Genomic DNA, 22398 nt, shown 5'->3' on the forward strand with positions numbered 1-22398 from the left:
CCTGACCCCCGCGCGGCTAGCCGCCGCGCTCACCGCCGCGCTCACCGACCCGGCCTACCGGCGGCACGCCGAGGCGCTCGCGGCCGGCGTCTCGTCGGAGGACGGCGCGGCCCCGGTCGTCGAGGCGGTGAACCGTCTCAGCGGCGGGGCGGGCCGAAGCGGTGCGGTTCCAGGATCGGGGGCAGCGGCGCCAGACCCGGGCCGCCCGCGCGGATCCAGTCCGCCACGTCGGCGGTGGCGTGGCCGTCGTTGACGAACGCCGGCCACACCGGCCGGCCCCGGCGGCCGGGCCTTCGCCCTTGCGGGCAGTGGCGCGTTCGGGAGTCGCTCACACCGGATTCACACCGGTTTCCTCGTCCGTCGTCGCCTTTTCCGGGGCATCGTCTCATACCGGGGAAAACCGGTCGGCACGCGGCTGTGCCGCCTTCTACCCTGCTTCGCGTGAGACTGTCGCAGCAGACCTGGCCGACGCTGGTCAGCGAGGTCCGGCTCGGCCGGGAGACCTACCGCGTCGTCCGGCCGGCGCGGGCCTCCCGCCACGGGATGCTCTGGGAACGGACGTGGGGCCTGGAGCTGAGCGTCGACCGCGCGACGGCCCTGACGGTCGCGATGGCCTGGGGGCTGGCCGCCCGGTCGCCGAACAGCCTCGTCTACCTGCCGCTGCGCCAGGCCCGCCCGGCGGGCTCGGCCAACCGGGAGCGGCTGCTCGACCTGGTGCTGCTCCACCATCGGCTGGGGTTCCCGGCCTCGCGGTGGAAGCAGGTCCGGGCCCGGCTGGGGGCCGGACGCCCGCACCGGGTCTCGCTCCCGCCGACCGCGTGGCGGCCGTCCGTCGATCACCGCCGTTCCCGCCATCGCGAGTTCCGCGACCATCTCCGCTGGGACGTCGCGGCGGACACCCTGTTCCTGACCGGCAGCCGCCCCGCCTTCGAAGAACAGCTGGGCGAGGTCCGCGACCTGGTCGAAGAGGGCCCGGCGCACCGCGCGCAGAACCCGGGGGCCCACTGCTGCGCCGAGATCGGCATCGGCTCCAGGCCTCACACCGACCGTCGTCATGCGTGGGCCGAACTGCACGTCGAGTGGTGCACGCCGCACGGCTGACCGGTTCACTCCTCGGGCCAGGTGAAGCCGAGGCGTTCGGCCTCGCCTCTGGGGTCGTGGCCGCGCAGCCGGTCGACGATGCGGGTGACCTGACCGTCGAGATCGGTCTCGTCGACCGGGACGGTCCATCCGAACTGGATCCGGGGCCGTCCGCGCTGCCAGAAGACCACCTCGATCCTGTCGTGCGCGGCGTGCACGCCGTCGATCTCGCACTCCCAGCGTCCGAGCAGGCCGGGGTCGTCGCCGAGGCGGCGCGCCAGCCGGTCGGCCAGCGTGCGGGCGGGCCACTTCCACCCTTCGTCCTGTACGGCCCCATCGAGCGCCCGGTCGTACTCCTCGGCCCGGAAGCGGAAGGTCGTCAGCGCGGCGCCCGGACGGTGCCCCCGCCAGTCGCGCCACACGACCGTGTCCCCCTCGCGGACGATCGTGACGTGGAGGGCTCCGCAGCACCCTTCGATGCACCACGCCTCGGCCAGCCGCACCTCGCGCGGCTCTTTCACGGCCCGCAACGCGGGGAGCAGGCGTTCCGGTGCCTCCGGCGGTCCGGAACGGAAGCCTTCGGCCACGACCGGCAGCCCGTCGACCAGCAGCCGGGTCTCGGCCCTCTCGCCGCGCGCCGGGTCGGGCACGACGACGTACACCCCCAGCCCGGACGGCACGGGCACCGGTGACACGGCCCTGGCCGCCCACTCCGCCCGCCACCGCGTGAGCGGGTCGGCGGAGCGCGCCGCCTCGGCGATGACGGGAGCCCAGCGCGGCGACGCGATGAGCCGTTCGAGCCGGGCGAGCGTGGCCGCCCTGTCGCCGGGCGGCCAGGGAAGGCAGCCGGTGGGGCCGGTACGCAGGTCGTCGGCCAGGGCGATGGCCGAGGCCAGCAGATCGAGCACCGGTCCGGCGGTCTCGGCCCGTGCGGCGAACGCCGTGAGGGTCCGGCAGGCGTCGGGGAACTCGTCGATCCGGACGGTGGAGTAGCGGAAGCCGATCTGCTCCCGCAGCAACCGTCCGGCGTGGACCACGACCGCGTCGGCGACCCCGTCGCCTTCGAGCAGGTCGGCCAGTGACACCGCCTGGGCGACCTCGCCGCCACGGGAGTCGGTCGCCCTCCGCAGCAGCCACGCGAAGGTGGCCGGGTCGCGCACGCGGCACAGCGCGGCGACCGCCCGGTCGAGGTGGTGCGGCGCGGCCCGCTCGGCCAGCCACACCAGGTCGGCCGCCGCGCCGGGAATCGTCTCCAGCACGTCGATCGCCGCCGGGGTGAGCGGGGACAGCAGGCCGACGGTCCGGATGACCGGGACGTCCTCGGGCGAGGCCCGCCCGGCCAGCAGCCGGAGCCCGACCGTCGCCGCCACGACGCTGGTGGAGCGGCGGACCAGCCGGCGGCCCGTCTCCCGGGCGACATCGGGGTCGAGCGGGGGAAGCAGCGCCGGCTCGATCATCCAGAGGCGTATCCGCACCGCGGCGAGGCGGTCGTGCAGGGCCTGAAAGGACCGGTCGTCGCCGGTGAAGTGGTCGTACAGCAGGGCCGCCACGGTGGCCGGCGTCCCGTCGGCGAAGGCTTCGTCGTCGTCGACCTCGGCGGGGAGATCCCGGAGCCGGGACGCCTGGTCGAAGAGGGAGGGCGCGTTCACCGCGGAAGGGTGGACTCGTTTCTGTCGGTCATGTCCGACACCCTGCCACAGCCGAATCGTGAAGCGGGGTCTACTGGCGGGAATCTCCGTCGGAGAACCTGGTCGCGCTTCGATACGCCAGCCGCACGACGGCGCTGGGTGCGAGGTCGTGGTGAAGGTGGAAGAGGTAGCTGTAGGGCGAGGCCGCGAGGGTCGCGCCGCGCTGCCTGCGCGCGGATCTCGCCGAGGCCCACACACCGATGGCGAGCCCGCCCGCGCCGAGGACGACGGCGGCGGTCGCAGACGGCTGCAGCGCCATCAGCGCCAGTGAACCGGTGACGGCGGCCGGGGCGGCCGCCTGGACGTTGATCGTGCCGAGAACGGTGTCGATCCGCAGTCCGCGCATCGCTTTGTCCAGTTCTCTGACAGCCGGTGCGACCTGGGTCTCGTAGCAGACTCTGAGGTGGTCGGCCAGGATCTGTGGTTCGGCGATCCCATCGAGGTGCCGGGCTTCTTCGATCAGGCTGTCGAGCGCCCGCCGGAATCTCACCCGTTCGGCGGCGTAACGCTCCCTGAAGTCGATGATCCGGTGAACGGGCAGATCCCGCAGGTCGCGCGGGTACGCGGCGGTGATCGCGAGATCGAGGAGCAAGGTCCGCCTCTCCTCTGCGGCTGAGCGTGGCGCGTTTCCGGTCAGCCCGGTGAGCAGCCTCCTCGCGCTGACCCCGATGGCCGCCTGTCCGAAAGCGTCGTCGGCGAGGGGGACGGCGCCCAGTTCCGGAGCGAGCTCCGTGCCCAGAATGAGCAGATAGGCGTGTGCCAGCACGGGATCGATCGTCAGCCGCCCCTCTCCGGCCGCCCGCGCGGTCGACGTCTCGAGGAGCAGATCGGCGAGTGATGGCGCGATCTTCCAGCGCGCCAGCGTCTGGTCGAGCTCGTCAGGCCTGATCATCGCTCGGGGATCCATCTCGGGTGGCGCCTCGAAGCGGGTCAGGTCGATCTCGGCCAGGGCCGCGGCGAACCGATCGGCCGCCTGTTCCACGGCGGCGCGTGGCGGCGTGACCGACTTCAGGAATCCCTCGCCGACCAGTGCCAGTTCGGTGCGGCCGATTCTCGGCAGCGAATCGAAGGCCGAGGCGTCTTCGAAGCGGTAGAGGCCGTCCAGATACAGGGAAACGGTCTTCAGCCATCCGGCGTCGCGGATATGCACGTGCGGGTAGTAGAGGCCGAACCAGCTGTTCATGCGTTCATGATGAGGCGTCTGGCTCAGCGGGGGGCCAGGATGCGGAGTTGGAGCATCGCCGCGAACCGCTGTTCCGGGTCGGTGAGGTCGATCTCGCCGACCTCGGTGACGCGCCGGAGGCGATAGCGCAGTGTGTTCGGGTGGATGAACAGGGCGCCGGCCGCCTTGGCGACGTCGCCCAGCGCGTCCAGCCACGCCTCCAGCGTCTCGACGAGGCCCGCGTTGTTGCGTTCGTCGTACTCCATCAGCCGGGCGATCGCGCCCCCGGGCCGTTCGTCGCGGGCGGCGGCCAGGTCGCGCAGTTCGAGGACCAGCGCGAGGGTCTGGACGTCGTCGAGCTGGGCCACCCGCAGGCCCGTGTGGCCTTCGCGCATCACCCGCAGGACGCGGTCGGCCTGGGTCTTACCGTGGACGATGCCGCTGATGTCCGATCCGGCCGGGGCGACGGCGACGATGGCGTGCAGGTTGCCGTCGACGCGGTCGACGAAGTCGGCGGCCAGCCGGGCCGCGCGCTGTTCGGGGCTGCCGGTCGTAACGACGACCGGGAGCAGGCCGTAGACGGTGCCGCCGACGGCGGCCACGGCCGAGGAGGGGACGGTCGCCGACAGGTGGACCGACAGGGCGTCGGCCAGGCGTTCGAGGTCGGCGTGCGGGTGGCCGGGCAGCAGGCCGGCGCTCACGATGACGAGGCGGCGGGCCGACAGGCCGAGGCGGCCGAGGGCGTCGCGGGCTCCGGCGCCACCTTCCAAAACCGTGCCGATCAGGTCGGTGCGCAGCCGGCGCTGGACGTCGGCGCCGGCGCGCAGGCGCAGCAGGTGGAGGGCGACCAGCTTGGAGGCGTCGAGCAGCGCCTGGGTGCGTTCGCGGTCGACCTCGCCGTCCATGGCGGCCCAGATGGAGCCGAGGACCTCGTCGCCGGCGCGGACGGCGATGGCGACGCGCTGCACGGTGGTCTCGTCGTAGCCGAGGTCCTGGGGTTTGACGACGACGGGGGCCTGGTAGCGGTAGAGGTCGCGGAAGACGCCGAGTTCGGTCAGGCGGTTGGCGTACCGTTCGGGGACCTGGCGGCCGATGACGGTCTCCACGCGGGAGGGGTCGGCCTCGTCCTGGCGGCCCGAGAAGGCCAGCACGCGGGAGCTGCGGTCTTCGATGGTGATGGGGGCGTCCAGGAGCGCGGCCACGGCGTTGGCGACGGCGAACAGGTCGCCCGACGGGAGACCGCCCAGCGACTCGTGGCCGGTGACGCCGATGTCGCCCTCGGCCAGCATCGCGCGGATGAGCGCGGTCAGCTGCGCCCAGGTGGCGCCCCGGCGCAGGCCGATCAGGGCCACGCCGCTCTCCTGGACGGCCGCCCGCACCTCCGGGGTGAGCGCGACCGGGGCCCGGACCACCAGGGCCACGGTGTCGTGGCCGCCGAGGGAGCGCAGCAGCGCGGGCAGGCTGCCGGCGGCGGGGTCGACGCCGACGCCCAGCACCAGCGAGCGGGGGGCGAGCACGGGTTCGTCGAGCGGGTCGAAGATGACCAGGGCGCTGATGCCCTCGGGGTGGTCGACGTCGCCGTCGACGAGTTCCAGGAGGGTGGAGCCCAGGTCGTCGAGGACGCGGCCGAGGCTCGCTCGCGGTCGCTGACTCACGCCCGGAGTATAGGCGCGCACCTCAGAAGGCGATCCACTCCACCGAGGTCGTCACCCGCTCCAGCAGGTCGGGGATGGGGGCGACGCCCAGGCCGGGGCCGGTGGGGACCGCGACGTGACCGTCCACGAGGACGATCGGCTCGGTGATGTCGGTCCGGTAGAAGCGGTCGGAGGCCGACACGTCGCCGGGCAGGGTGAAGCCGGGCAGCGCGGCCAGGGCGATGTTGGCGGCGCGGCCGATGCCGGTCTCCACCATGCCGCCGCACCAGACCGCGACGCCGTGGGCGGCGGCCAGGTCGTGGATCTTCCTGGCCTCCAGGTAGCCGCCGACCCGGCCGGGCTTGATGTTGATGATCTGGCACGCTCCGAGGGTGATCGCCGCGGCGGCGGTCTGCGCCGACACGACCGACTCGTCGAGGCAGATCGGCGTGGCCAGCTGCCGGGCCAGCGCGGCGTGGCCCAGGACGTCCTCCTCCTCCAGCGGCTGCTCGATCAGCAGCAGGTCGAACGCGTCGAGCTTGGCCAGGTGGCGGGCGTCGCGCAGGGTGTAGGCGGTGTTGGCGTCGACCTGGAGGAGCACGTCGCCGCCGAACCGGTCGCGGACGGCGGCCACCGGGGCGACGTCCCAGCCGGGTTCGATCTTCAGTTTGATCCGGGCGTAGCCCTGGTCGAGGTAGCCCTCGACGGCCGCCAGCAGCGCCGGGATGGAGTCGTGGATGCCGACCGAGACGCCGCTGGGCACGCGGTCGGCGACGGCGCCGAGCTCGCGGCCGAAGGAGCGGCCCAGGGCGCGCAGTTCGGCGTCCAGGATCGCCATCTCCACGGCGGCCTTGGCCATGCGGTGTCCCTTGTACGCGTGCAGCGCCCCCGCGACGGCCGCCGCGCCCGACCGCCCGATCGCGGCCGTCCCCTCCGGCGAGGCGAGCCGGGGCAGCAGGAAGCGGCGCAGCACGTCCTGCTGGGAGTCGACGTACTCGGGCGAGTAGAGCGGGTCGGTCAGCGCGACGCACTCCCCCCACCCTTCGGCGTCGTCGGTCACCGCCTTCACCAGCAGGATGTCGCGTTCGGTCTGGGTGCCGAACGAGGTGCGGAACGGTGCCACGAGCGGCATCGAGACACGGCGCAGTTCGATTCCGCGCAGCTTCATGGGGTCTCCAGGTCGACGAGGTAGCCGAGGTCGCGGTCGAAGTCGACGACGCGGCCTCCGGAGGTCATCAGCGGCGCCAGTTCGTCGCGGAGGCGCCGCCGCCAGGCTACGGCGGCGGCCGGGTCGGCGGCGCGCAGCGCCTCGATGTCGTCGGGGGCGGCGACGCGGCGGCTGGACGGGCCGCCGGCCGGGCGGTCGAAGGGCGCGCCGGAGCAGGCGGCGACGACCCTCGGGGACAGCAGGTTCCAGCGCATCAGCAGGCGGTCGGTGTCGTCGGCGCCGTTGATCGCGTCGTGCATGGCGCCGTAGAAGTTCGGGAGGTACTCCACCGGCAGCGCCCCCAGTTTGACGATGTTGAAATAGGCGTTGCGGCTGACCAGCGGGTCGAAGGTCCACTCGATCGTCGGGATGCCGCGGGTCAGCGCCCAGGCCCGCTGGTGGAGTTTGAGCGCGGCGCCGACGCCGCGGCCCCCCAGGCCCGGCGCCACCCCGGCGACGTGGCTGTGCAGGGTGCGGGCCGCCGGTTCCTCGTGGAAGCCGATGGCGACGCCGACGAGCCGGTCTCCGTCGTAGGCGCCGGCGGCGTAGTTGCCGGCCCGGGTCAGGGCGCGGAGGAACTCCACGGTGATCAGCGGGCGGCCCCAGATCTCCACCAGCAGGTCGATCATGGCGTGGGTCTGCGGCAGGTCGTGGAGTTCCCGGATCTCCACGCCGGCCTTGCGGGCCCGGTCGGTGGCGTCCCGGGCCGCGTCGAGGTGGTCGGAGAGCACGGTCAGCCGAGCTTCTTCGGGGTCGCGCGGGCGCCGTAGTGGACGTACTCCTCGCCGGTCGGCAGGGAGTAGAACGTCACCGGCACCCACGTCTCCATGCCTTCGGGGCGGACCGCGTACAGGCCGGGCTCGACCGGGGTCATCTCGTACGTCTGCACGGGGTCGTCCTCCAGCCCGGCGAGCGGGCCGGTCAGGATGGTGCGCAGGGTCGGCTTGCCGTCGTCGTCGAACACCTCCATGCGGACCGACTCGCGCTCGTAGGTCCCGGCGTAGGGGGCCAGGTCGGTGGTGATCGGCTCGGCCGGGGGTTCGAACGGCTCGGGCAGCCGGACGCCGGTGAGCTCGGCGAAGATCTCGTCGTACAGGTCGACGTACAGGTCGTGCGTGTGGCCGCCGTTGGTGAGCAGCGCGACCGCGACGCCGGCCTCGGGCAGCACGCGCAGGAACGCCGCCTGGCCGATGGTGTTGCCGTCGTGGCCGTAGGCGCGGTGGCCGTGCCAGTCGCAGCGGAACCAGCCCAGCCCCCACGAGTCGCCGAGCAGCCGCTTCTCGGGGCAGTCGGTCTGGTAGGCCGACATCGCCGCCGCGCTCTCGGCCGACAGCACCCGGGTGCCGTCGGCGGCGAGCCCGCCGCGCAGGTGCATGCGGGCGAAGGCGAGCACCTCGGCGACGGTCGAGGTGATGAGCCCGGCCGGGCCGACCGCGCGCGGCAGCCCCCACACGGGCGCGACCACGGGCTCGTCGCCGCCCTTGACGTGGCCCATCGCGTGGCCGAAGACCATCGCGTCCTCGGGCAGGGTCGTGGTGCGGGTCAGGCCGAGCGGGGTGAACAGCTTCTCCCTGATCGCCTGGTCCCACGTCTGGCCGGTGGCGACCTCGATGATCCGGCCGAGCACCGAGTAGCCGGCGTTGCAGTACGACCAGGTGGCGCCGATCGGGTGGTTGCGCGCGGAGTCGGCCAGCAGGGCGACGTACTTCTCCAGGGCGTCGTCGCCGCGGCCGGTGTCGGTGAACAGGTCGCCGTCGATGCCGCTGGTGTGGGTGAGCAGGTGCCAGACGGTGACGGCGGCGGTGGTCTCGGGGTCGCGGAGCCGGAACTCCGGCAGCACCTCGGCGACGGGGGTCCGCAGCGTGAACCGGCCCTCGTCGATCAGCTGCATGATGACGGTGGCCGTCCACACCTTGGAGATCGAGCCGATCTGCCAGACGGAGTCGGTGGCGGCGGGCTGGCCGGTCCCGACGTGCAGCACGCCGGTGGCGAGGGTCAGCAGGTCCTCGCCGCGCAGGATGCCCAGCTGGGCGCCGGGCACACCGTGTTTGGCGGCGAGTTCGTCGAGGCGGTGCTGCCAGTGGGCCTGGTTCACGTGTGCTCCTTCAGAGGGTGGGCGGAGGCGAGCAGGTGGCGGGTGTAGTCGTGGCGGGGGTCGCCGAGCACCCGGGCGGTGGGGCCGTGTTCGACGATCCGCCCGGCGTGCAGCACCGCGACGTGGTCGGCGACGTACCGGACGACGGCCAGGTTGTGCGAGATGAACAGCATCGACAGGCCGAGGTCGCGGCGCATGTCGCGGATGAGGTTGAGCACCGCGCCCTGCACCGACACGTCGAGCGCGGAGGTGATCTCGTCGGCGAGGATCACCCGGGGCCGGGCGGCGAGCGCGCGGGCCAGCGCGACCCGCTGCCGCTGCCCGCCGGACAGCTGGCCGGGCAGGTCGCCGGCCTTGGACGGGTCGAGGTGGACAAGGGCGAGCAGCCGGGCGATCTCCTGCCGGCGGGCGGCGCGGCCGGGGCGGCCGGGCAGCGCCTCGGCGATGCTCTCCCCCACGGTCATGCGGGGGTCCAGGGAGGAGTAGGGGTCCTGGAAGACCATCTGCACCGGGCGGCGCCCCCGGGTGGGGACCGGCCGGCCGTCGAGCAGGATCGTGCCGGAGGTGAGGGGGGCCAGGCCGACGGCGGCGCGGGCGAGGGTCGACTTGCCGCAGCCCGACTCGCCGACCAGGCCGACGGTCTGGCCCGCGCCGACCTCCAGGCTGACCTCGTGCAGCACGGTGTGCGCGCCGTACCGTACCGAGACCTGGTCGAAGGTGAGCGCGCTCACGGGGCCTCCCCGGCCTTGTGGCAGGCCACGCCGTCCAGCAGCGGCGGCGCGACGGTGCGGCAGTGGTCGTCGGCGAGCGGGCAGCGGGGCGCGAACGCGCATCCGGCGGGCACGTCGACGGGGTCGACGGGCAGCCCGGGGATGACGGCCAGCGGCCGGTCGAGGTCGGTGTCCATGTCCGGCACGGCGGCGACCAGCGCCCGCGTGTACGGATGGCGCGCCAGCGCCCGCAGGTCCTTGGCGGGCAGCTCCTCCACGACGCGGCCGGCGTACATGACCAGGACGCGGTCGCACACGTCGGTCACCACCGACACGTCGTGGCTGATCAGCAGCAGGGCGGCGCCGGTGTCGCGGCGGACGTCGGCGAGCAGTTCGAGCACCTGCCGCTGCACGGTGACGTCCAGGGCGGTGGTCGGCTCGTCGGCGACGATGAGCCGGGGGTCGCCCATGAGGCCCATCCCGATCATCGCCCGCTGCCGCATGCCGCCGGAGAACTCGAACGGGTACTGGCGGGCCCGCCGGGCGGGGTCGCCGATCCGGACCGCGCGCAGCCGGTCGACCGCCCGCGCGAAGGCCGCCTTGCGGCCCATCCCCTGGTGGAAGCGGCTGACCTCGGCCAACTGCGGCCCGACGCGGTGGGCCGGGTTGAACGTCGTCATAGGGTCCTGGAAGACGACCGCGAGCGCGGTGCCCAGCCGCCGGTGGGCTCCGGGGGCCAGCAGGTCCTCCCCCGCGACGACCAGGTGGCCGGCCTCGACGCGGATCGGCGGCTCCAGGAGCCCGGCCACCGCCAGCGCCGTCACGGACTTGCCCGACCCCGACTCGCCGACCACCCCGACGGCCTCGCCGTCGCCGACGGTGAAGGTGACCCCGCGCACGGCGTGGATCGGGCCGTTCGGTCCGGGGATGGTCACCGTCAGGTCGTCGGCCGACAGGACCGTGTTCGCGGCGGGCGCGGCGGCGGGCGCGGACCGCCCGCCTCCGGGCAGGACGTGGGTGCGGCGCGGCCCCGCCGCGAACGCCTCGCCCGTGAGGTTGAAGGCCAGCCCGGCCAGCACGACGGCGATGCCGGGGCCGAGCGCGGCCAGCGGGTGGACGTAGATCCCGTTGAGGCCGTCCTGCATGAGCTTGCCCCAGTCGTAGTCCGGGGCCTGCACCCCCAGCCCCAGGAACGACAGCCCCGCGAAGGTGAGCAGCACGGCGCCGGCCGCCATCGTCGCGTACACGATGACCGGCTCGGCGATGTTCGGCAGCACGTGCCGCAGCAGCATCCGCACCCGCCCGACCCCGGCGATGCGGGCCGCCGCGACGTAGTCGCGCTCGGAGACCCCGGCGATGAGCGTGTGGCACAGCCGGGCGAAGGCGGGCGCTCCGGCCAGGCCCACCGCGAGCGCGGCCCCGCGCGCGCCGACGCCGAAGACGACGGCGAAGAACAGCACCAGCAGCAGCCCGGGGAAGGCCACCAGGACGTTGACGGCCGCGGTGATGAGCCGGCCGATCCGCCGCCCGGCCAGCATCGGCGCGGCCCCGAGCAGGAACCCGAGCACCATGCTGATCGCGGTGGCGGCCAGCGCCAGCAGGATCGAGAGCCGGGCGGCCACCAGCACCCGGGCGAACAGGTCGCGGCCGAGGTTGTCGGTGCCGATCCAGTGCTCGGCCGACGGGCCGGCCAGCAGGTTCGCGGTGTCGACGGCGGTGGCGCGCTCCCCCCACAGCACCGGCCCGAACGCGGCGGCCGCCAGCACCAGGGCGAGCAGCGCCAGCCCGGTCAGGCCGACGGGCCTGCGCAGCGCCCTCATCAGGCCTCTCCGATCGCCGAGCGGGGGTCGAGCAGCGCGAGCGCCACGTCGACGAGCGTGTTGATCAGCAGGACGCCGACGCCGTAGACCAGGACGGTGCCCTGGACCAGCGGATAGTCCTTGGCGACGATCGAGGAGACGATGGAGGAGCCGAGCCCCGGCCAGGCGAACACGTTCTCCACCAGCACCGTCCCGGCCACCAGCGAGCTCAGCGCCAGCCCGCCGATCGTCAGGGTCGCGGTCACCGCGTTCGGCAGCGCGTGCACGACGTGCACCCGCACGGGGGTGAGCCGCTTGGCCCGCGCCGTCCGGACGTAGTCGGCCTCCATGACCGCGAGCATCTCCACCCGGACGATGCGCGACAGCACCGCCGCCGGGCCGATCGCCAGGGCCAGCACCGGCAGCACGTAGGAGTCGGCGCCGGCCCGCCCGGCCACCGGGAACACCTGCGTCTGCACGGCCAGCAGGTAGACGAGCCCGACGCCGAGCAGGAAGTCGGGGATCGCGCTCACCACGACGTTCGTGCCGGTGAACGCCAGTTCCGTGCGCCGCCCCCGGCCCCGGCGGGTGAGCACCGCCATCACCACGCCGACGGGCACCGCGACCGCCACCGCCAGCACGAACGCCAGGAGGGCGAGCCCGGCCGTGGCGGGCAGCTGCTGGGCGATCACCTCACCCACCGGGAGCCGGGTGGCGATCGACACCCCCAGGTCGCCCTGGAGCAGATGGCCGAGGAAGGTCACGTACTGCTCCCACAGCGGGTCGAGCAGGCCGAGTTCCTCCTTGTGGGCGAGCACCAGGTCGGCGGGGGCGGTCGGGCCGAGCGCCGCCCGCACCGGGTCGCCGGGCACCAGGTGGATCATCAGGAACGCGGCGGTCACCAGCACCCACAGCGAGGCCAGCAGCCGCCCCGCGCGCCGGAGCGCGAAGCGCGGCCACCTGCCGGCCTTCGGGCCGACCGTCGGGGTCTTCATGCTCAGCCGAGCATCCGGATGCTGGTCGGGACGATGCTGCCGACGATGGACAGCTCCGCGCCCTTGAGGAAGGTCGGGATGACGTTGTTGGCGAAGGGCACCACGTCGGCGGCCTTGTAGAGGGCCTGCTCGGCGGCGAACCAGTCGGCGCAGCCTTCGGCGCCGGTGGCGGCCATCGCCCGCTTGGCGGCGGCGAGGTAGTCGGCGTTGTCGATGCCGGCGAAGTTGGTCCCCTTGGGCGCGGCCGGGCCGGACACGAACGGCATGACCTGGTCGGGGGTGCTGACGTTGAGCGGCACCCAGGCGACGTCCCAGGCGCCGGTGCCGAAGATCACGCCGGACAGCTGCGTCTGGTTCTGCTGGACGGCCTTGGCGTCGGCGCCGACCGCCTTCCAGGCCGCGACGGCCAGTTCGGCCGCGCCGCTGCCGGCGCTGCCGAGCGCGCTGTCGTACAGCAGCGAGACCGACAGGCGTTCGCCGCCCTTGGCGCGGACGCCGTCGGCGCCCTTCACCCACCCGGCCGCGTCGAGGGCGGCCCCTGCGGCGGCGGCGTCGAAGGTCGGCAGGTGCCCGGAGACGGCGTCGCCGGTGCAGCCGGTCGGCGCCAGGACGGCCAGCTGGGTGGCGTCGGCGCCCTGGCCCGAGGTGATGGCGGCCTGCAGCTGCTTGAGGTCGACCGCCCGGGTCAGCGCCAGCCGCACGGCCGGGTCGGCGGTGGCGTGCCCGTCGGCGTGGTTGTACCACTGCTGGCCGATGAGCGCCTGCGTGCCGACCGACTTCAGGCCCGCGCCCGCCAGGCGGCCGGCGTCGGCGCCGGTGATCTGGACGGCGTTGGCGGCCCCGGCGAGCAGCTGGTTGGCGGCGGTGGTCTCGTTCGCGACGATCTTGACGACGACCTTGGCCGGCATCCCCGGCTCGGCCGTGGTCGCGCCGCCGGGACCCCAGGTGTAGCCCTCACGCAGCTGGTAGGTGTAGTGGTCGGACGGCACCGCCTCCACCAGCGTGTACGGCCCGGTGCCGTTCGTGGCGGCCTTGAGGCTCGCCCGGTTCTTCATCCCGGCGTCGCACACCATCGGCAGGTTCGCGAACGCGTTCAGCGCGAACGGCGCGGGCGCGGGCAGCTTCACGGTGACCTTGGCGCCCGCCGCCGTGGCGGTCGCGCCGACCGGGATGAACACGCCCAGGAACGGGCTCTTGTTCTCCGGGTCGGTCACGTAGGCGATGTTGTCGACCACGGTCTGGGCGGTGAACGGCGCGCCGTCGGCGCAGGTGACGCCGCTCTTGATGTCGAAGGTGAGGGTGGTTCCCTCGGCGGTCCACGCGCCGGCCAGCTGCGGCTGGATGGAGCCGTCGGCCCCGACCGCGACGAGGTTGTCGTAGGCGTACTGCGTCAGGGCGAACAGGAAGCTCGTCGCCGCGCCCTGCGGGTCGAGGGCGCCGGGGTCGGCGGCGATGTTCAGGGTGAACGTCTTCCCGTCGGCGTAGCCGGAGCCGGTCGTCCCGGCGGCCCCGCCGGGGGTGGGGCCGGGTGACTGGCCGCCGCAGCCGGCCAGGCCGACGGTACCGGTCAGGGCGAGTGCCGCGAGTGCCCTCATGCGCGTCATGGCGTTCCTTTTCTCGAGACCACACGGCCGTAGTGGATGTGCTTCGCGAGCCCCGATGCGTCGCGTCCGACGAAGGCGAAGACGGGATGGACGCCGTGGATCGGCTCCAGCGCGATCAGCGAGTCGCCCTCCAGGTGCACCAGCCGGGTCCGCAGGGGCTTCTCCCCGATCTCGGCGATGACGTCCTTGGGGACCCGGTCGAGCCAGATCGCGCCCTCGGCGTCCTGGCTGACGGTGATGTCGTAGATCGTGTCGGCGTACACGCCGAGGTAGGGCGCCGGGTCGATCGGTTCGGGTGCGGCGGGCGGCGTCGGGCGGGCCGGCAGCGTGACGCCTGCCAGCTCCTCCAGCAGGTGCCCGACGACGTCGGCGTAGGCGCCCAGGACGTCGCCGCCGTTGGTCAGCAGCGCGACGGCGACGCCGCGGTCGGGCACGAGCCGCAGGAAGGCGGCCTGGCCGATGGTGCCGCCGTCGTGGCCGACGACGGCCCGCCCGTCATGCTCCTCCAGCTCCCAGCCCAGCCCCCACGCGCCGGGCATGGTGCCGAGCCGGGGCAGCCGCACCTGCGGCCGCCACATCGCCGCCACCGTGCCCGGTTTGAGCAGGCCCGCGCCGTCGGCCAGGTGCATGGCGGCGAAGCCGACCAGGTCGCGCGCGGTCATCGCGAGCATCGACCCGGCGGGCGCGTTCGAGCGGGCCAGCGCCCACGTCGGGGTAGGGACCGGGCCGCCCTCGCCGGGCAGGTGCCCGACGGCGGCCCGGTGCAGGATCGCCTCGTAGGGGCTCGGCGAGACGTGGGTGAGCCCCAGAGGCGCGGCGAGCCGTCCGGCCAGCGCCCGGTCGAACGGCTCGCCGCGCAGGACCTCGACCAGACGGCCGAGGACGACGAACCCGGTGTTGTTGTACGAGAACACCTCACCGGGCGCGAACAGCTGCGGGATGTCCCGGATGGAGGCGACGTAGCGCTCGACGGCGTCCTCGCCCCGGCCGGTGTCGGTGAAGATGTCGCCCTCGAACCCGGCGACGTGGCAGAGCAGCTGCCGGGTGGTGATCGCCGGGTCGCCCGCCGCGAACTCGGGCAGGTAGGCGCGCACCGGCGCGTCCAGGTCGACCAGGCCCTCGTCGACGAGCTGCATGACCAGCGCGCTGGTCCACAGCTTGGTGATCGACCCGATCTGGAAGACCGAGTCGGGGGTGGCCTCGACGCCGGTGGCGGTGCTGAGCACCCCGGCGGCGGCGGTGACCACCCGGCCCTCGCTCAGCACGGCGACCGAGGCGCCCGGCACTCCGCGGTCGGCCAGGATCGGGGCCAGGTGCTCGTCGAGCCAGCGTTCCGGCGTCGTCATGTGCTGAGGCTAGATCGCTTGCCGCCCGCCGTGCTCAGCCGATCGCACAACCCGAACCGGCCGCTGTTGTCCGATCGGACAACTCTACTGCCAGACCTGGGCGGCCACCCGCCGGAAGTTGCCGCCCAGGATGCCGCGCACGCTCTCCTCCGGATAGCCGCGCCCCACCAGCTCCCGCTCGATGAGCAGCGTCGTCTCCGGCTCGACGAACCGGATCGTCCCCCACCGGGTGTACTCCTCGGGGAACAGCTCCGGGTTCTCGGCCAGGTCCTCCATGATGGTGTCGGCGTCGAAGGAGTAGTCGCTGCCGATCCCCACGTGTTCGGGCCCGACCAGCTCGACGGCGTAGTCGATGTGGGCGACGAAGGCGTCCAGGGTGGCGGTGTTGGGGCCGAGGAAGATGCCGACGCCGGGGATGCCGATGACGCCGCCGGTCGCGGCGCACTCGCGGGCCTGCTCGTCGGTGATGTTGCGGGCGTGGTCCCACACCCCGCGCATGGCCGAATGGGAGTAGATCATCGGCCGCGCGGAGACCTCCGACAGGTCCAGTCCGGTACGGGTGCCGCAGTGCGACCCGTCGACCAGCATGCCGACCTCGTTCATCCGCCGCACCAGGTCGCGCCCGTAGGCGGTCAGCCCGGAGTCGACGGCGTCCAGGCAGCCGCCCCCGGCGGCGTTGCCGTTGTTGTAGCTGGGCAGCAGCGACTTGACCCCCAGCCCGTAGAAGACCTCCACCATGTCCAGGTCGCCGGCCAGCGGCGCGGAGTCCTCCAGGTCGAAGGCCACCACGATCCGGTCGCCGGGCACCGCCGCGTCGATCTCCCCGACGGTGGTGGCCAGCTCCAGCTCGGGGTGGGCCTCGATCGCCCGGGTGAAGTGGCCGATGTAGGCCAGCGCGTCCTCCCGGGAGTGCGGCGCGTAGCCGACGTTGACGCTCACGTAGGCCCCGCCGGGGCGGCGGTAGCGCAGCAGGTCGCCGACGTCGGCGTCGAGGGTGAGGGGCAGGCAGGTGTGCTGTTCCCAGAAGGCGCGGGCTGAAGTCATGCGCCCCATCCTGCTACGCGCCCCTCACCACCTGGTCAGCGCTCCGACGCTGAGCAGGAAGGTCCCGCCGTCCGGGCCGGTCCCGGCCTGGACCGACGCCTGGCGGCGGCCGTCGCTCGCGACCGTCCAGAACGTCAGCGTGGTGCCGCCGCAGGTCTGCCCGGCCGGGTCGAGCTTGGCGGTGTTGCCGCGCGCGGTCAGCCGCCACGCGCAGCCGTCGCCGGTCCGGGCCGTCACGACGCCCCGGCGCCCGGTGAAGGTGACGGTGCCCTGCCGGGGCGACTGGGTGACCCGGTCGGGCGCGGTGTGGCGGGTGGTGACGATGTTCACCCGGGTCTGCGGGTCGGCCGGGTCGTACCGCCACGCGCCGGTGAACCGCGCCCCCGATCCCGCCGCCGCGCGGGTGCGGCGGCCGTCGTCGAGGCGGAAGGAGTAGTCGCCGGTCGGCTGGTGGCTGACGGCCTCGATGCTCTCCCGCGCGTGGTCGCCCGCGACGGTCACCGACCATTTCGTGATCGTGTACGCCGACCCGATGACCCGGTTGAAGCACTGCTGCGCGGGCGGGTCGAGCTCCAGCGAGGCGGGGCGCACCGCGAACGTCCACGTGCAGCCCTGGTCGGTCCGGCCGGTGATCGCGGCGCCGGTGCGGGTGAAGACGATGTCGCCGATCTGCGGGACGTGGATCGGCGGGGTGGCCCCGATGACCGCGATGTTCCGCTGGGTCGCGCGGTCGGGCTGGTCGTAGTTCCACGTGCCGAGGTAGTCGTGGGGGCGCGGACCGGGGGTGCCCGCCGGGGAGCCGAGCGCGAGGAGCGAGGACAGGGCGAGCGCCAGTGGCGTCTGCAGGAAGGGGATCATGGGGCCGGACTCTACGGACCGGCCCCGGCCCCGTTCATCGGCGCCGGGAGGTGTCGCGCGGTACGCCCCGCGCCGTAGGTCAGGGGGTCAGCACGCGGATCGGCGAACCGGCCTTCCAGGCGGCGATGTCCTCGACGACCTGCGCGTACATGGATCGGTAGCCGGCCTCGGTGACATACCCCAGGTGCGGCAGCAGCACCGTGCCGGGCGCCTGCCGCAGGGGGTCGCCGGGCGGGAGCGGTTCGGTGTCGTAGACGTCCAGCCCGGCCCCGGCGATCGTGCCGGCGGTGAGCGCGGCGACCAGCGCGTCGCGGTCGACGATCGGGCCGCGCGAGGTGTTGACCAGGATCGAGGTCGGTTTCATGGCGGCCAGTTCGGCCGCGCCGACCAGCCCGGTGGTGCGGTCGCTCAGCTTGAGATGGACGGTCAGCACGTCGCTCGCGGCGAACAGTTCGTCCTTGGGCACCCACCTCGCGCCCGCCTCGGCGGCCCGTTCGGGGGTGAGGTTCCGGCTCCAGGCGATCACCCGCATGTCGAAGGCCTGGCCGATGCGCGCCACCTGGGCGCCCAGGCGGCCCAGCCCGAGCACGCCCAGGGTGGTGCCGGCCAGGTCGGTGCCGACGGTGGTCTGCCAGCGGCCCTCGCGCAGCGCCCGGTCCTCGGTGACGACATGGCGGCGGCAGGCCAGGATCAGCGCCCAGGTCAGCTCGGCGGTGTTGGAGCTCTTGGCCGAACCGGTCGCGGCGGTGCCGGTGACGGTGACGCCGCGGGCGGCGGCGGCTTCCAGGTCGATCGACGCGTTGGCCATGCCGGTGGTCACCAGCAGCCGCAGGTCGGGCAGCCGGGCGAAGGTCTCGGCGCGGAAGGGGGTGCGCTCCCGCATCGCGACGACGACCTGCGCGCCGCCCAGCGCCACGGCCAGGTCGTCGAGGGCGGCGACGTGCTCGTGCAGGACGACGATCTCGTCGCCCGTCAGGGTGTCGAAGGGGCCCAGCTGCCGGGCGACGTGCTGATAGTCGTCCAAAATGACGATCTTCATGTGGTCACTGTACGCGCGGCGTACTCGATCATGGACACGGAACGTTCCAGGATGGTCACGGAACGCAACTCCACGGAAGGACACCTGTGAAGAGGATCATCCTCACCTCCGCGCTCGCCGCCGTCATCGCCGGTACCGCCGGGATCGCCCACGCCTCGGTGTACGTCGCCTACGAGGGCCCCGGCTTCTCCGGCCGGAGCGTCGCCCTCACCGCGTGCGGCACCTCGAACATCCCCTTCGGCGGCTCCTACAAGTGGTACGGCACCGGACAGAGCGGCCGGATGTACAACCAGCCCAACGCCGAGGGCACGGCCCACTTCACGCTCGACAGCAACCGCAACGCCGAGCAGGTCACGCCGGTCGGCTGGAAGAGCATCTTCATCGTCTGCTGACGTGGAGTGACCACGCCTGCCGGGCCGCTTTCACCGGCGGCCCGGCCGGGCGTCAGTAGGCGACGACCACCTGTTCCTGGCGTCCGAGGCCCTCGATCTCCATCGTGACCACGTCGCCGACCTTCAGGTAGGGGAAGCGGCCCGACAGGGCCACGCCCTCGGGGGTGCCGGTGCTGATCACGTCGCCCGGCATCAGCAGCATGTAGTGGCTCAGGTGGTGGATGATCTCGGCGACGGAGAACACCATGTCGGCGGTGCTGGAGTCCTGCCGGATCTCGCCGTTCACCCACGACCGCAGCCGCAGCTTGGCGGGGTCGAGCTCGGCGGCCGGCCGCAGCACCGGCCCGAGCGGGTTGAACGTCTCGGCGCACTTGCCCTTGGACCACTGGCCGCCCGACTCCTCCAGCTGGAAGGCCCGCTCCGACAGGTCGTTCGACAGGGCGTACCCGGCCACGTAGTCCAGGGCCTGCGACGGGTCGTCGAGGTAGCGGGGGGTGCCCTTCATGACGACGGCCAGCTCGACCTCCCAGTCGGTCTTGGCCGAGTTCGGCGGCAGGATCACGTCGTCGTCCGGGCCGACCACGCAGCCCGGGTGCTTGAGGAACACGATCGGGTACGGCGGCGGCGCGGCGCCCGACTCGGCCGCGTGGGCGGCGTAGTTCATGCCGATGCACACCACCGCCGGCGGGCGCGCGACCGGCGGGCCGATCCGCCGGCCGGCCGTGTCGATCTCGGGCAGCTCCCCGGCGGCCAGCGCGGCGGCCGTGCGCTCGATGCCGTCGTCGGCCAGGAAAGGGCCGTCGATGTCGGCGGTGAGCGGCGTCAGGTCGTAGTCGCGGCCCTCGTGGCGGACGGCGGGGCGCTCGGACCCGGCGGGGCCGTGGCGGAAGAATTCCATGGTGCTGTTCCTCACGAATCGTCCTTAAGGGACGGACCCCACCCTATCCACGCCCGCGACCCCCTTGATCATCCGCGCAGGTGGGCGTTGAGGCGGGCGGCCTGCCGCGTGAGGTGGTCGCGTTCGGGGAGGCTGGTGGCCTGGCGGGCGGCCTCGGCGTACAGGCGGGCCGCCGTCGCCGCGTCGCCGGCGCGTTCGTGCAGGTAGGCCGCGGCGGCGGTGTGGCGGGGCAGCGCGGGGTCGAGCTCGGCCAGCGCCGCCAGGCCGGCCCGCGCGCCGTCGGCCTCGCCGACCGCGACGGCGCGGTTGAGGCGGGCCACCGGGTTGCCGGTCAGGCGCACCAGTTCGTCGTACCACTCGACGATCTGCACCCAATCGGTCTCCTCGGCGGCCGGGGCGTCGGCGTGCAGGGCGGCGATGGCGGCCTGGGCCTGGAACTCACCCAGCCGGTCGCGCGCCAGCGCCGCCTGGAGCACCTCGACGCCTTCGGCGATCATGCGGGTGTCCCACCGGCCGCGGTCCTGCTCGGCCAGCGGCACCAGCCTGCCGTCGGGGGTGGTGCGGGCCGGGCGGCGGGCGTGGTGCAGCAGCATCAGCGCGAGCAGCCCGGCGACCTCCTCGTGGCGCGTCATGGCGGCCAGCTGCCGGGTGAGCCTGATCGCCTCGGCCGCCAGGTCGACGTCGCCCGAATAGCCCTCATTGAAGACCAGGTAGAGCACCCGCAGCACCGTCGCGACGTCGCCGGGCCGGTTGAACCGCACCCCCGCCACGGTCCGCTTGGCCCGGCTGATGCGCTGCGCCATCGTCGACTCGGGCACCAGGTAGGCCTGCGCGATCTGGCGGGTGGTCAGGCCCCCGACCGCGCGCAGCGTCAGCGCCACCGCCGACGCCGGGGTCAGCGAGGGGTGCGCGCACAGGAAGTACAGGCGCAGCGTGTCGTCGGCCGACTCGGCCGGGCCGGGCTCCGGTTCGCTCTCGGCCCGGACCTCGCGGCCGCGCCGGGAGGACTCGGCGCGAGCGGCGTCGAGGAACTTGCGCCACGCCACGGTGATCAGCCACCCCTTGGGGTCGCGCGGCTGCTCCTCCCCGCCGGCCCGCACCGCCTCGACCAGGGCGTCCTGCACGGCGTCCTCGGCCGCCGCGAAGTCGGCTCCGCGGCGGACGAGCACCCCGATCACCGCGGGCACCAGCTCCCGCAGCAGCGACTCGTTCAATCGAACACCCGCGAGTGCGCGGTCAGGAACGGGCGCACCTCCAGCCACTCGTGGATCGGCCGCCCGCCCGCTCCCGGCGCCGCCGACAGCTCGGCGGCCAGCTCGTAGGCCCGCTCCTGCGATTCGACGTCGATCACCATCCAGCCGGCGATCAGGTCCTTGGTCTCGGCGAACGGCCCGTCGACGACCGGCGGCCGCCCCTCGCCGTCGTAGCGGACGAACCGCCCCTCGGGCGACAGTCCCTGACTGTCGACGAACTCGCCGGTCTCCTCCAGCCGGGCGGCGAAGTCGACCATGTACTGGACGTGCGCGGCGACCTCCTCGGGCGTCCACTGGTCCATCGACACGTCGTTGACCGACGCCGGCGCGCCCCGGTAGTGCTTGAGCAGCAGATACTTGGCCATTTCCGGTCTCCTCAGGGGTGGGTCAGCCGAGCTGCTCGGCCAGGGCGACGATGATCCCCTCGGGGCCGCGCAGGTAGCACAGCCGGTAGCTGTCCTCGTAGCGCACCAGGTCGCCGACGAGCTCGGCGCCGTGCTTGCCCAGCCGCGCGACGACGTCGTCGATGTCGGTGACGGCGAACATGACGCGGTGCATCCCCCGCGTGTTGGGCGGGACGGCGCCCGGATCGGGGCCGACCACCGCCGGGGCGTGGTACTTGGTCAGCTCCAGCCCGCCGTGGCCGTCGGGGGTCCGCATCACCGCGATGTCGCTGCGCACCCCGTCGAGCCCGACGGTCCGGTCGGCCCACGGCCCCTCGATCCGGGCCCGGCCGTCGAGCACCAGCCCGAGCTCGGTGAAGAACGCGATGGCGCCCTCCAGGTCCTCGACGACGATCGCGACGTTGTCCATCCGCTGGACGGTCATGGTGGTTCTCCTTCTCCGTAGGTGAACCGGGGACGGAGCCGCCGCCGCGTTCTCGACATCACCGCGGAAAAATCTTTCTCAGACGCTCCGCAGCACCGACACGACGACGCCCAGCACCACGGCCTCGTCGCCGTCGATGTCGGCGTAGGCGGGGTTGCGCGGTTCGAGCACGACGTGCCCGCCGCGCCGCCGGAACACCTTGACGGTCGCCTCACCGTCGATCATCGCCGCGACGATCTGCCCCGAGTGCGCCTCGGGCTGCTGCCGCACGATGACGATGTCGCCGTCGCAGATGGCCGCCTCGACCATCGAGTCGCCCCGCACCCGCAGCCCGAAGACGGTGCCCCGCCCGGTCAGGTCGCGCGGAAGGGTCAGCGCGTCGTCGACGTACTGCTCGGCCGGGATCGGCACCCCCGCCGCGATGTCACCCACGACGGGCACGCTCACCAGGTCGGCGGCCGGTCGCGCCGCCGGCCCGCGCAGGAACACCCGCACGTCCATCGGCCGGCTCATCGCCGTGCCCCGGCGCAGGAACCCGTGCTCCTCCAGGCTCCGCAGATGGCGCGACACCGCCGACGCCGACCGCAGGCCGACCGCCGCACCGATCTCGCGGGTGCTCGGCGGATATCCGTGCCGCACCACCCAGTCGTGGATCGTGGCCAGGATCCGCTGCTGGCGCGGCGGCAGGGCCGAGGTGTCGAGGTGCTCGAACAGGTCGTCGTCGTAGGCGGTCACCTGCGACATCGTAGGCGTCGGGAGGCCGGCC

Annotated in this window: 21 protein-coding genes and 1 pseudogene; 3 read left to right on the top strand and 19 right to left on the bottom strand. The window is 73.5% G+C overall.

What is annotated here, in order from left to right; genetic code table 11:
* Positions 1-253 (top strand): annotated as a pseudogene (locus FDA94_RS40165) (hypothetical protein); the annotation flags it as partial.
* Positions 254-441: 188 nt separating this feature from the next.
* Complete coding sequence (locus FDA94_RS36265; RefSeq protein ID WP_137251559.1) at positions 442-1101, top strand: hypothetical protein; 660 nt, start codon at positions 442-444, stop codon at positions 1099-1101.
* A 5-nt stretch (positions 1102-1106) separates the two neighbouring features.
* On the opposite strand, the gene FDA94_RS36270 is transcribed toward FDA94_RS36265, so the two are convergent.
* The 14 genes from FDA94_RS36270 to FDA94_RS36335 form a co-directional block, all read right to left on the bottom strand.
* Complete coding sequence (locus FDA94_RS36270; RefSeq protein ID WP_137251560.1) at positions 1107-2729, bottom strand: serine/threonine-protein kinase; 1623 nt, start codon at positions 2727-2729, stop codon at positions 1107-1109.
* A 70-nt stretch (positions 2730-2799) separates the two neighbouring features.
* Positions 2800-3951, bottom strand: coding sequence for a DUF6236 family protein (locus FDA94_RS36275; protein WP_137251561.1), 1152 nt, complete (start codon positions 3949-3951; stop codon positions 2800-2802).
* A 23-nt stretch (positions 3952-3974) separates the two neighbouring features.
* Positions 3975-5585 (bottom strand): PucR family transcriptional regulator, encoded by a 1611-nt coding sequence (locus FDA94_RS36280; RefSeq protein ID WP_137251562.1) that lies wholly within the window; start codon positions 5583-5585, stop codon positions 3975-3977.
* A 22-nt stretch (positions 5586-5607) separates the two neighbouring features.
* A complete protein-coding gene (gene menC, locus FDA94_RS36285) occupies positions 5608-6732 on the bottom strand; it encodes an o-succinylbenzoate synthase (RefSeq protein ID WP_137251563.1) in 1125 nt (374 codons plus the stop codon).
* Positions 6729-7502 carry a GNAT family N-acetyltransferase gene (locus FDA94_RS36290; protein ID WP_137251564.1) on the bottom strand — a complete coding sequence of 258 codons (774 nt, stop codon included), beginning with the start codon at positions 7500-7502 and terminating at the stop codon, positions 6729-6731. Before FDA94_RS36290 ends, menC begins: the two co-directional genes overlap by 4 nt.
* 2 nt (positions 7503-7504) lie before the next feature.
* Positions 7505-8866, bottom strand: coding sequence for a serine hydrolase domain-containing protein (locus tag FDA94_RS36295; RefSeq protein WP_137251565.1), 1362 nt, complete (start codon positions 8864-8866; stop codon positions 7505-7507).
* Entirely contained in the window at positions 8863-9597 is a 735-nt protein-coding gene (locus FDA94_RS36300) for an ABC transporter ATP-binding protein (RefSeq protein ID WP_137251566.1), read from the bottom strand. Before FDA94_RS36300 ends, FDA94_RS36295 begins: the two co-directional genes overlap by 4 nt.
* On the bottom strand, positions 9594-11396 hold the full coding sequence (locus tag FDA94_RS36305) for a dipeptide/oligopeptide/nickel ABC transporter permease/ATP-binding protein (RefSeq protein WP_137251567.1): 1803 nt from the start codon (positions 11394-11396) through the stop codon (positions 9594-9596). Before FDA94_RS36305 ends, FDA94_RS36300 begins: the two co-directional genes overlap by 4 nt.
* Positions 11396-12370 carry an ABC transporter permease gene (locus FDA94_RS36310; RefSeq protein WP_137251568.1) on the bottom strand — a complete coding sequence of 325 codons (975 nt, stop codon included), beginning with the start codon at positions 12368-12370 and terminating at the stop codon, positions 11396-11398. The genes FDA94_RS36305 and FDA94_RS36310 overlap by 1 nt, the downstream gene beginning before the upstream one ends.
* A 2-nt stretch (positions 12371-12372) precedes the next feature.
* Positions 12373-13974, bottom strand: coding sequence for an ABC transporter substrate-binding protein (locus FDA94_RS36315; protein WP_170991276.1), 1602 nt, complete (start codon positions 13972-13974; stop codon positions 12373-12375).
* Entirely contained in the window at positions 13971-15320 is a 1350-nt protein-coding gene (locus tag FDA94_RS36320) for a serine hydrolase domain-containing protein (RefSeq protein ID WP_137251570.1), read from the bottom strand. Before FDA94_RS36320 ends, FDA94_RS36315 begins: the two co-directional genes overlap by 4 nt.
* Before the next feature lie 84 nt (positions 15321-15404).
* Positions 15405-16364 (bottom strand): dipeptidase, encoded by a 960-nt coding sequence (locus tag FDA94_RS36325; protein WP_137251571.1) that lies wholly within the window; start codon positions 16362-16364, stop codon positions 15405-15407.
* Positions 16365-16388: 24 nt separating this feature from the next.
* On the bottom strand, positions 16389-17222 hold the full coding sequence (locus tag FDA94_RS36330; RefSeq protein ID WP_137251572.1) for a hypothetical protein: 834 nt from the start codon (positions 17220-17222) through the stop codon (positions 16389-16391).
* A 79-nt stretch (positions 17223-17301) separates the two neighbouring features.
* Entirely contained in the window at positions 17302-18261 is a 960-nt protein-coding gene (locus FDA94_RS36335) for a D-2-hydroxyacid dehydrogenase family protein (protein ID WP_137251573.1), read from the bottom strand.
* Between the two features lie 86 nt (positions 18262-18347).
* Between FDA94_RS36335 and FDA94_RS36340 the strand changes: the two genes are divergently transcribed.
* A complete protein-coding gene (locus FDA94_RS36340; RefSeq protein ID WP_137251574.1) occupies positions 18348-18653 on the top strand; it encodes a MiAMP1 family antimicrobial peptide in 306 nt (101 codons plus the stop codon).
* A gap of 52 nt (positions 18654-18705) precedes the next feature.
* On the opposite strand, the gene FDA94_RS36345 is transcribed toward FDA94_RS36340, so the two are convergent.
* From FDA94_RS36345 to lexA, 5 genes are all read right to left on the bottom strand, one after another.
* A complete protein-coding gene (locus FDA94_RS36345; RefSeq protein ID WP_342778565.1) occupies positions 18706-19566 on the bottom strand; it encodes a fumarylacetoacetate hydrolase family protein in 861 nt (286 codons plus the stop codon).
* 53 nt (positions 19567-19619) lie between these two features.
* Complete coding sequence (locus tag FDA94_RS36350) at positions 19620-20765, bottom strand: RNA polymerase sigma factor (RefSeq protein WP_137251576.1); 1146 nt, start codon at positions 20763-20765, stop codon at positions 19620-19622.
* Positions 20762-21169: a YciI family protein gene (locus tag FDA94_RS36355; RefSeq protein ID WP_137251577.1), complete on the bottom strand. Its 408-nt coding sequence runs from the start codon at positions 21167-21169 to the stop codon at positions 20762-20764. Before FDA94_RS36355 ends, FDA94_RS36350 begins: the two co-directional genes overlap by 4 nt.
* 22 nt (positions 21170-21191) lie before the next feature.
* A complete protein-coding gene (locus tag FDA94_RS36360) occupies positions 21192-21617 on the bottom strand; it encodes a VOC family protein (RefSeq protein WP_212735667.1) in 426 nt (141 codons plus the stop codon).
* Between the two features lie 93 nt (positions 21618-21710).
* Positions 21711-22376, bottom strand: a complete 666-nt coding sequence (gene lexA, locus FDA94_RS36365; protein ID WP_212735665.1) for a transcriptional repressor LexA — start codon at positions 22374-22376, stop codon at positions 21711-21713.
* Positions 22377-22398: the final 22 nt, after the last annotated feature.

It is taken from the genome of Herbidospora galbida (assembly GCF_005233835.1).
In the GTDB taxonomy this organism is placed as follows: Bacteria; Actinomycetota; Actinomycetes; order Streptosporangiales; family Streptosporangiaceae; genus Herbidospora; species Herbidospora galbida.

Bases quoted from the DNA above. Each gene is read 5' to 3' on its own strand.
- FDA94_RS36275 (WP_137251561.1), bottom strand. From the start codon at position 3,951: ATGAACAGCTGGTTCGGCCTCTACTACCCGCACGTGCATATCCGCGAC.
- menC (WP_137251563.1), bottom strand. From the start codon at position 6,732: ATGAAGCTGCGCGGAATCGAACTGCGCCGTGTCTCGATGCCGCTCGTG.
- FDA94_RS36305 (WP_137251567.1), bottom strand. From the start codon at position 11,396: ATGAGGGCGCTGCGCAGGCCCGTCGGCCTGACCGGGCTGGCGCTGCTC.
- FDA94_RS36310 (WP_137251568.1), bottom strand. From the start codon at position 12,370: ATGAAGACCCCGACGGTCGGCCCGAAGGCCGGCAGGTGGCCGCGCTTC.
- FDA94_RS36315 (WP_170991276.1), bottom strand. From the start codon at position 13,974: ATGACGCGCATGAGGGCACTCGCGGCACTCGCCCTGACCGGTACCGTC.
- FDA94_RS36320 (WP_137251570.1), bottom strand. From the start codon at position 15,320: ATGACGACGCCGGAACGCTGGCTCGACGAGCACCTGGCCCCGATCCTG.
- FDA94_RS36325 (WP_137251571.1), bottom strand. From the start codon at position 16,364: ATGACTTCAGCCCGCGCCTTCTGGGAACAGCACACCTGCCTGCCCCTC.
- FDA94_RS36330 (WP_137251572.1), bottom strand. From the start codon at position 17,222: ATGATCCCCTTCCTGCAGACGCCACTGGCGCTCGCCCTGTCCTCGCTC.
- FDA94_RS36335 (WP_137251573.1), bottom strand. From the start codon at position 18,261: ATGAAGATCGTCATTTTGGACGACTATCAGCACGTCGCCCGGCAGCTG.
- FDA94_RS36355 (WP_137251577.1), bottom strand. From the start codon at position 21,169: ATGGCCAAGTATCTGCTGCTCAAGCACTACCGGGGCGCGCCGGCGTCG.
- FDA94_RS36360 (WP_212735667.1), bottom strand. From the start codon at position 21,617: ATGGACAACGTCGCGATCGTCGTCGAGGACCTGGAGGGCGCCATCGCG.
- lexA (WP_212735665.1), bottom strand. From the start codon at position 22,376: ATGTCGCAGGTGACCGCCTACGACGACGACCTGTTCGAGCACCTCGAC.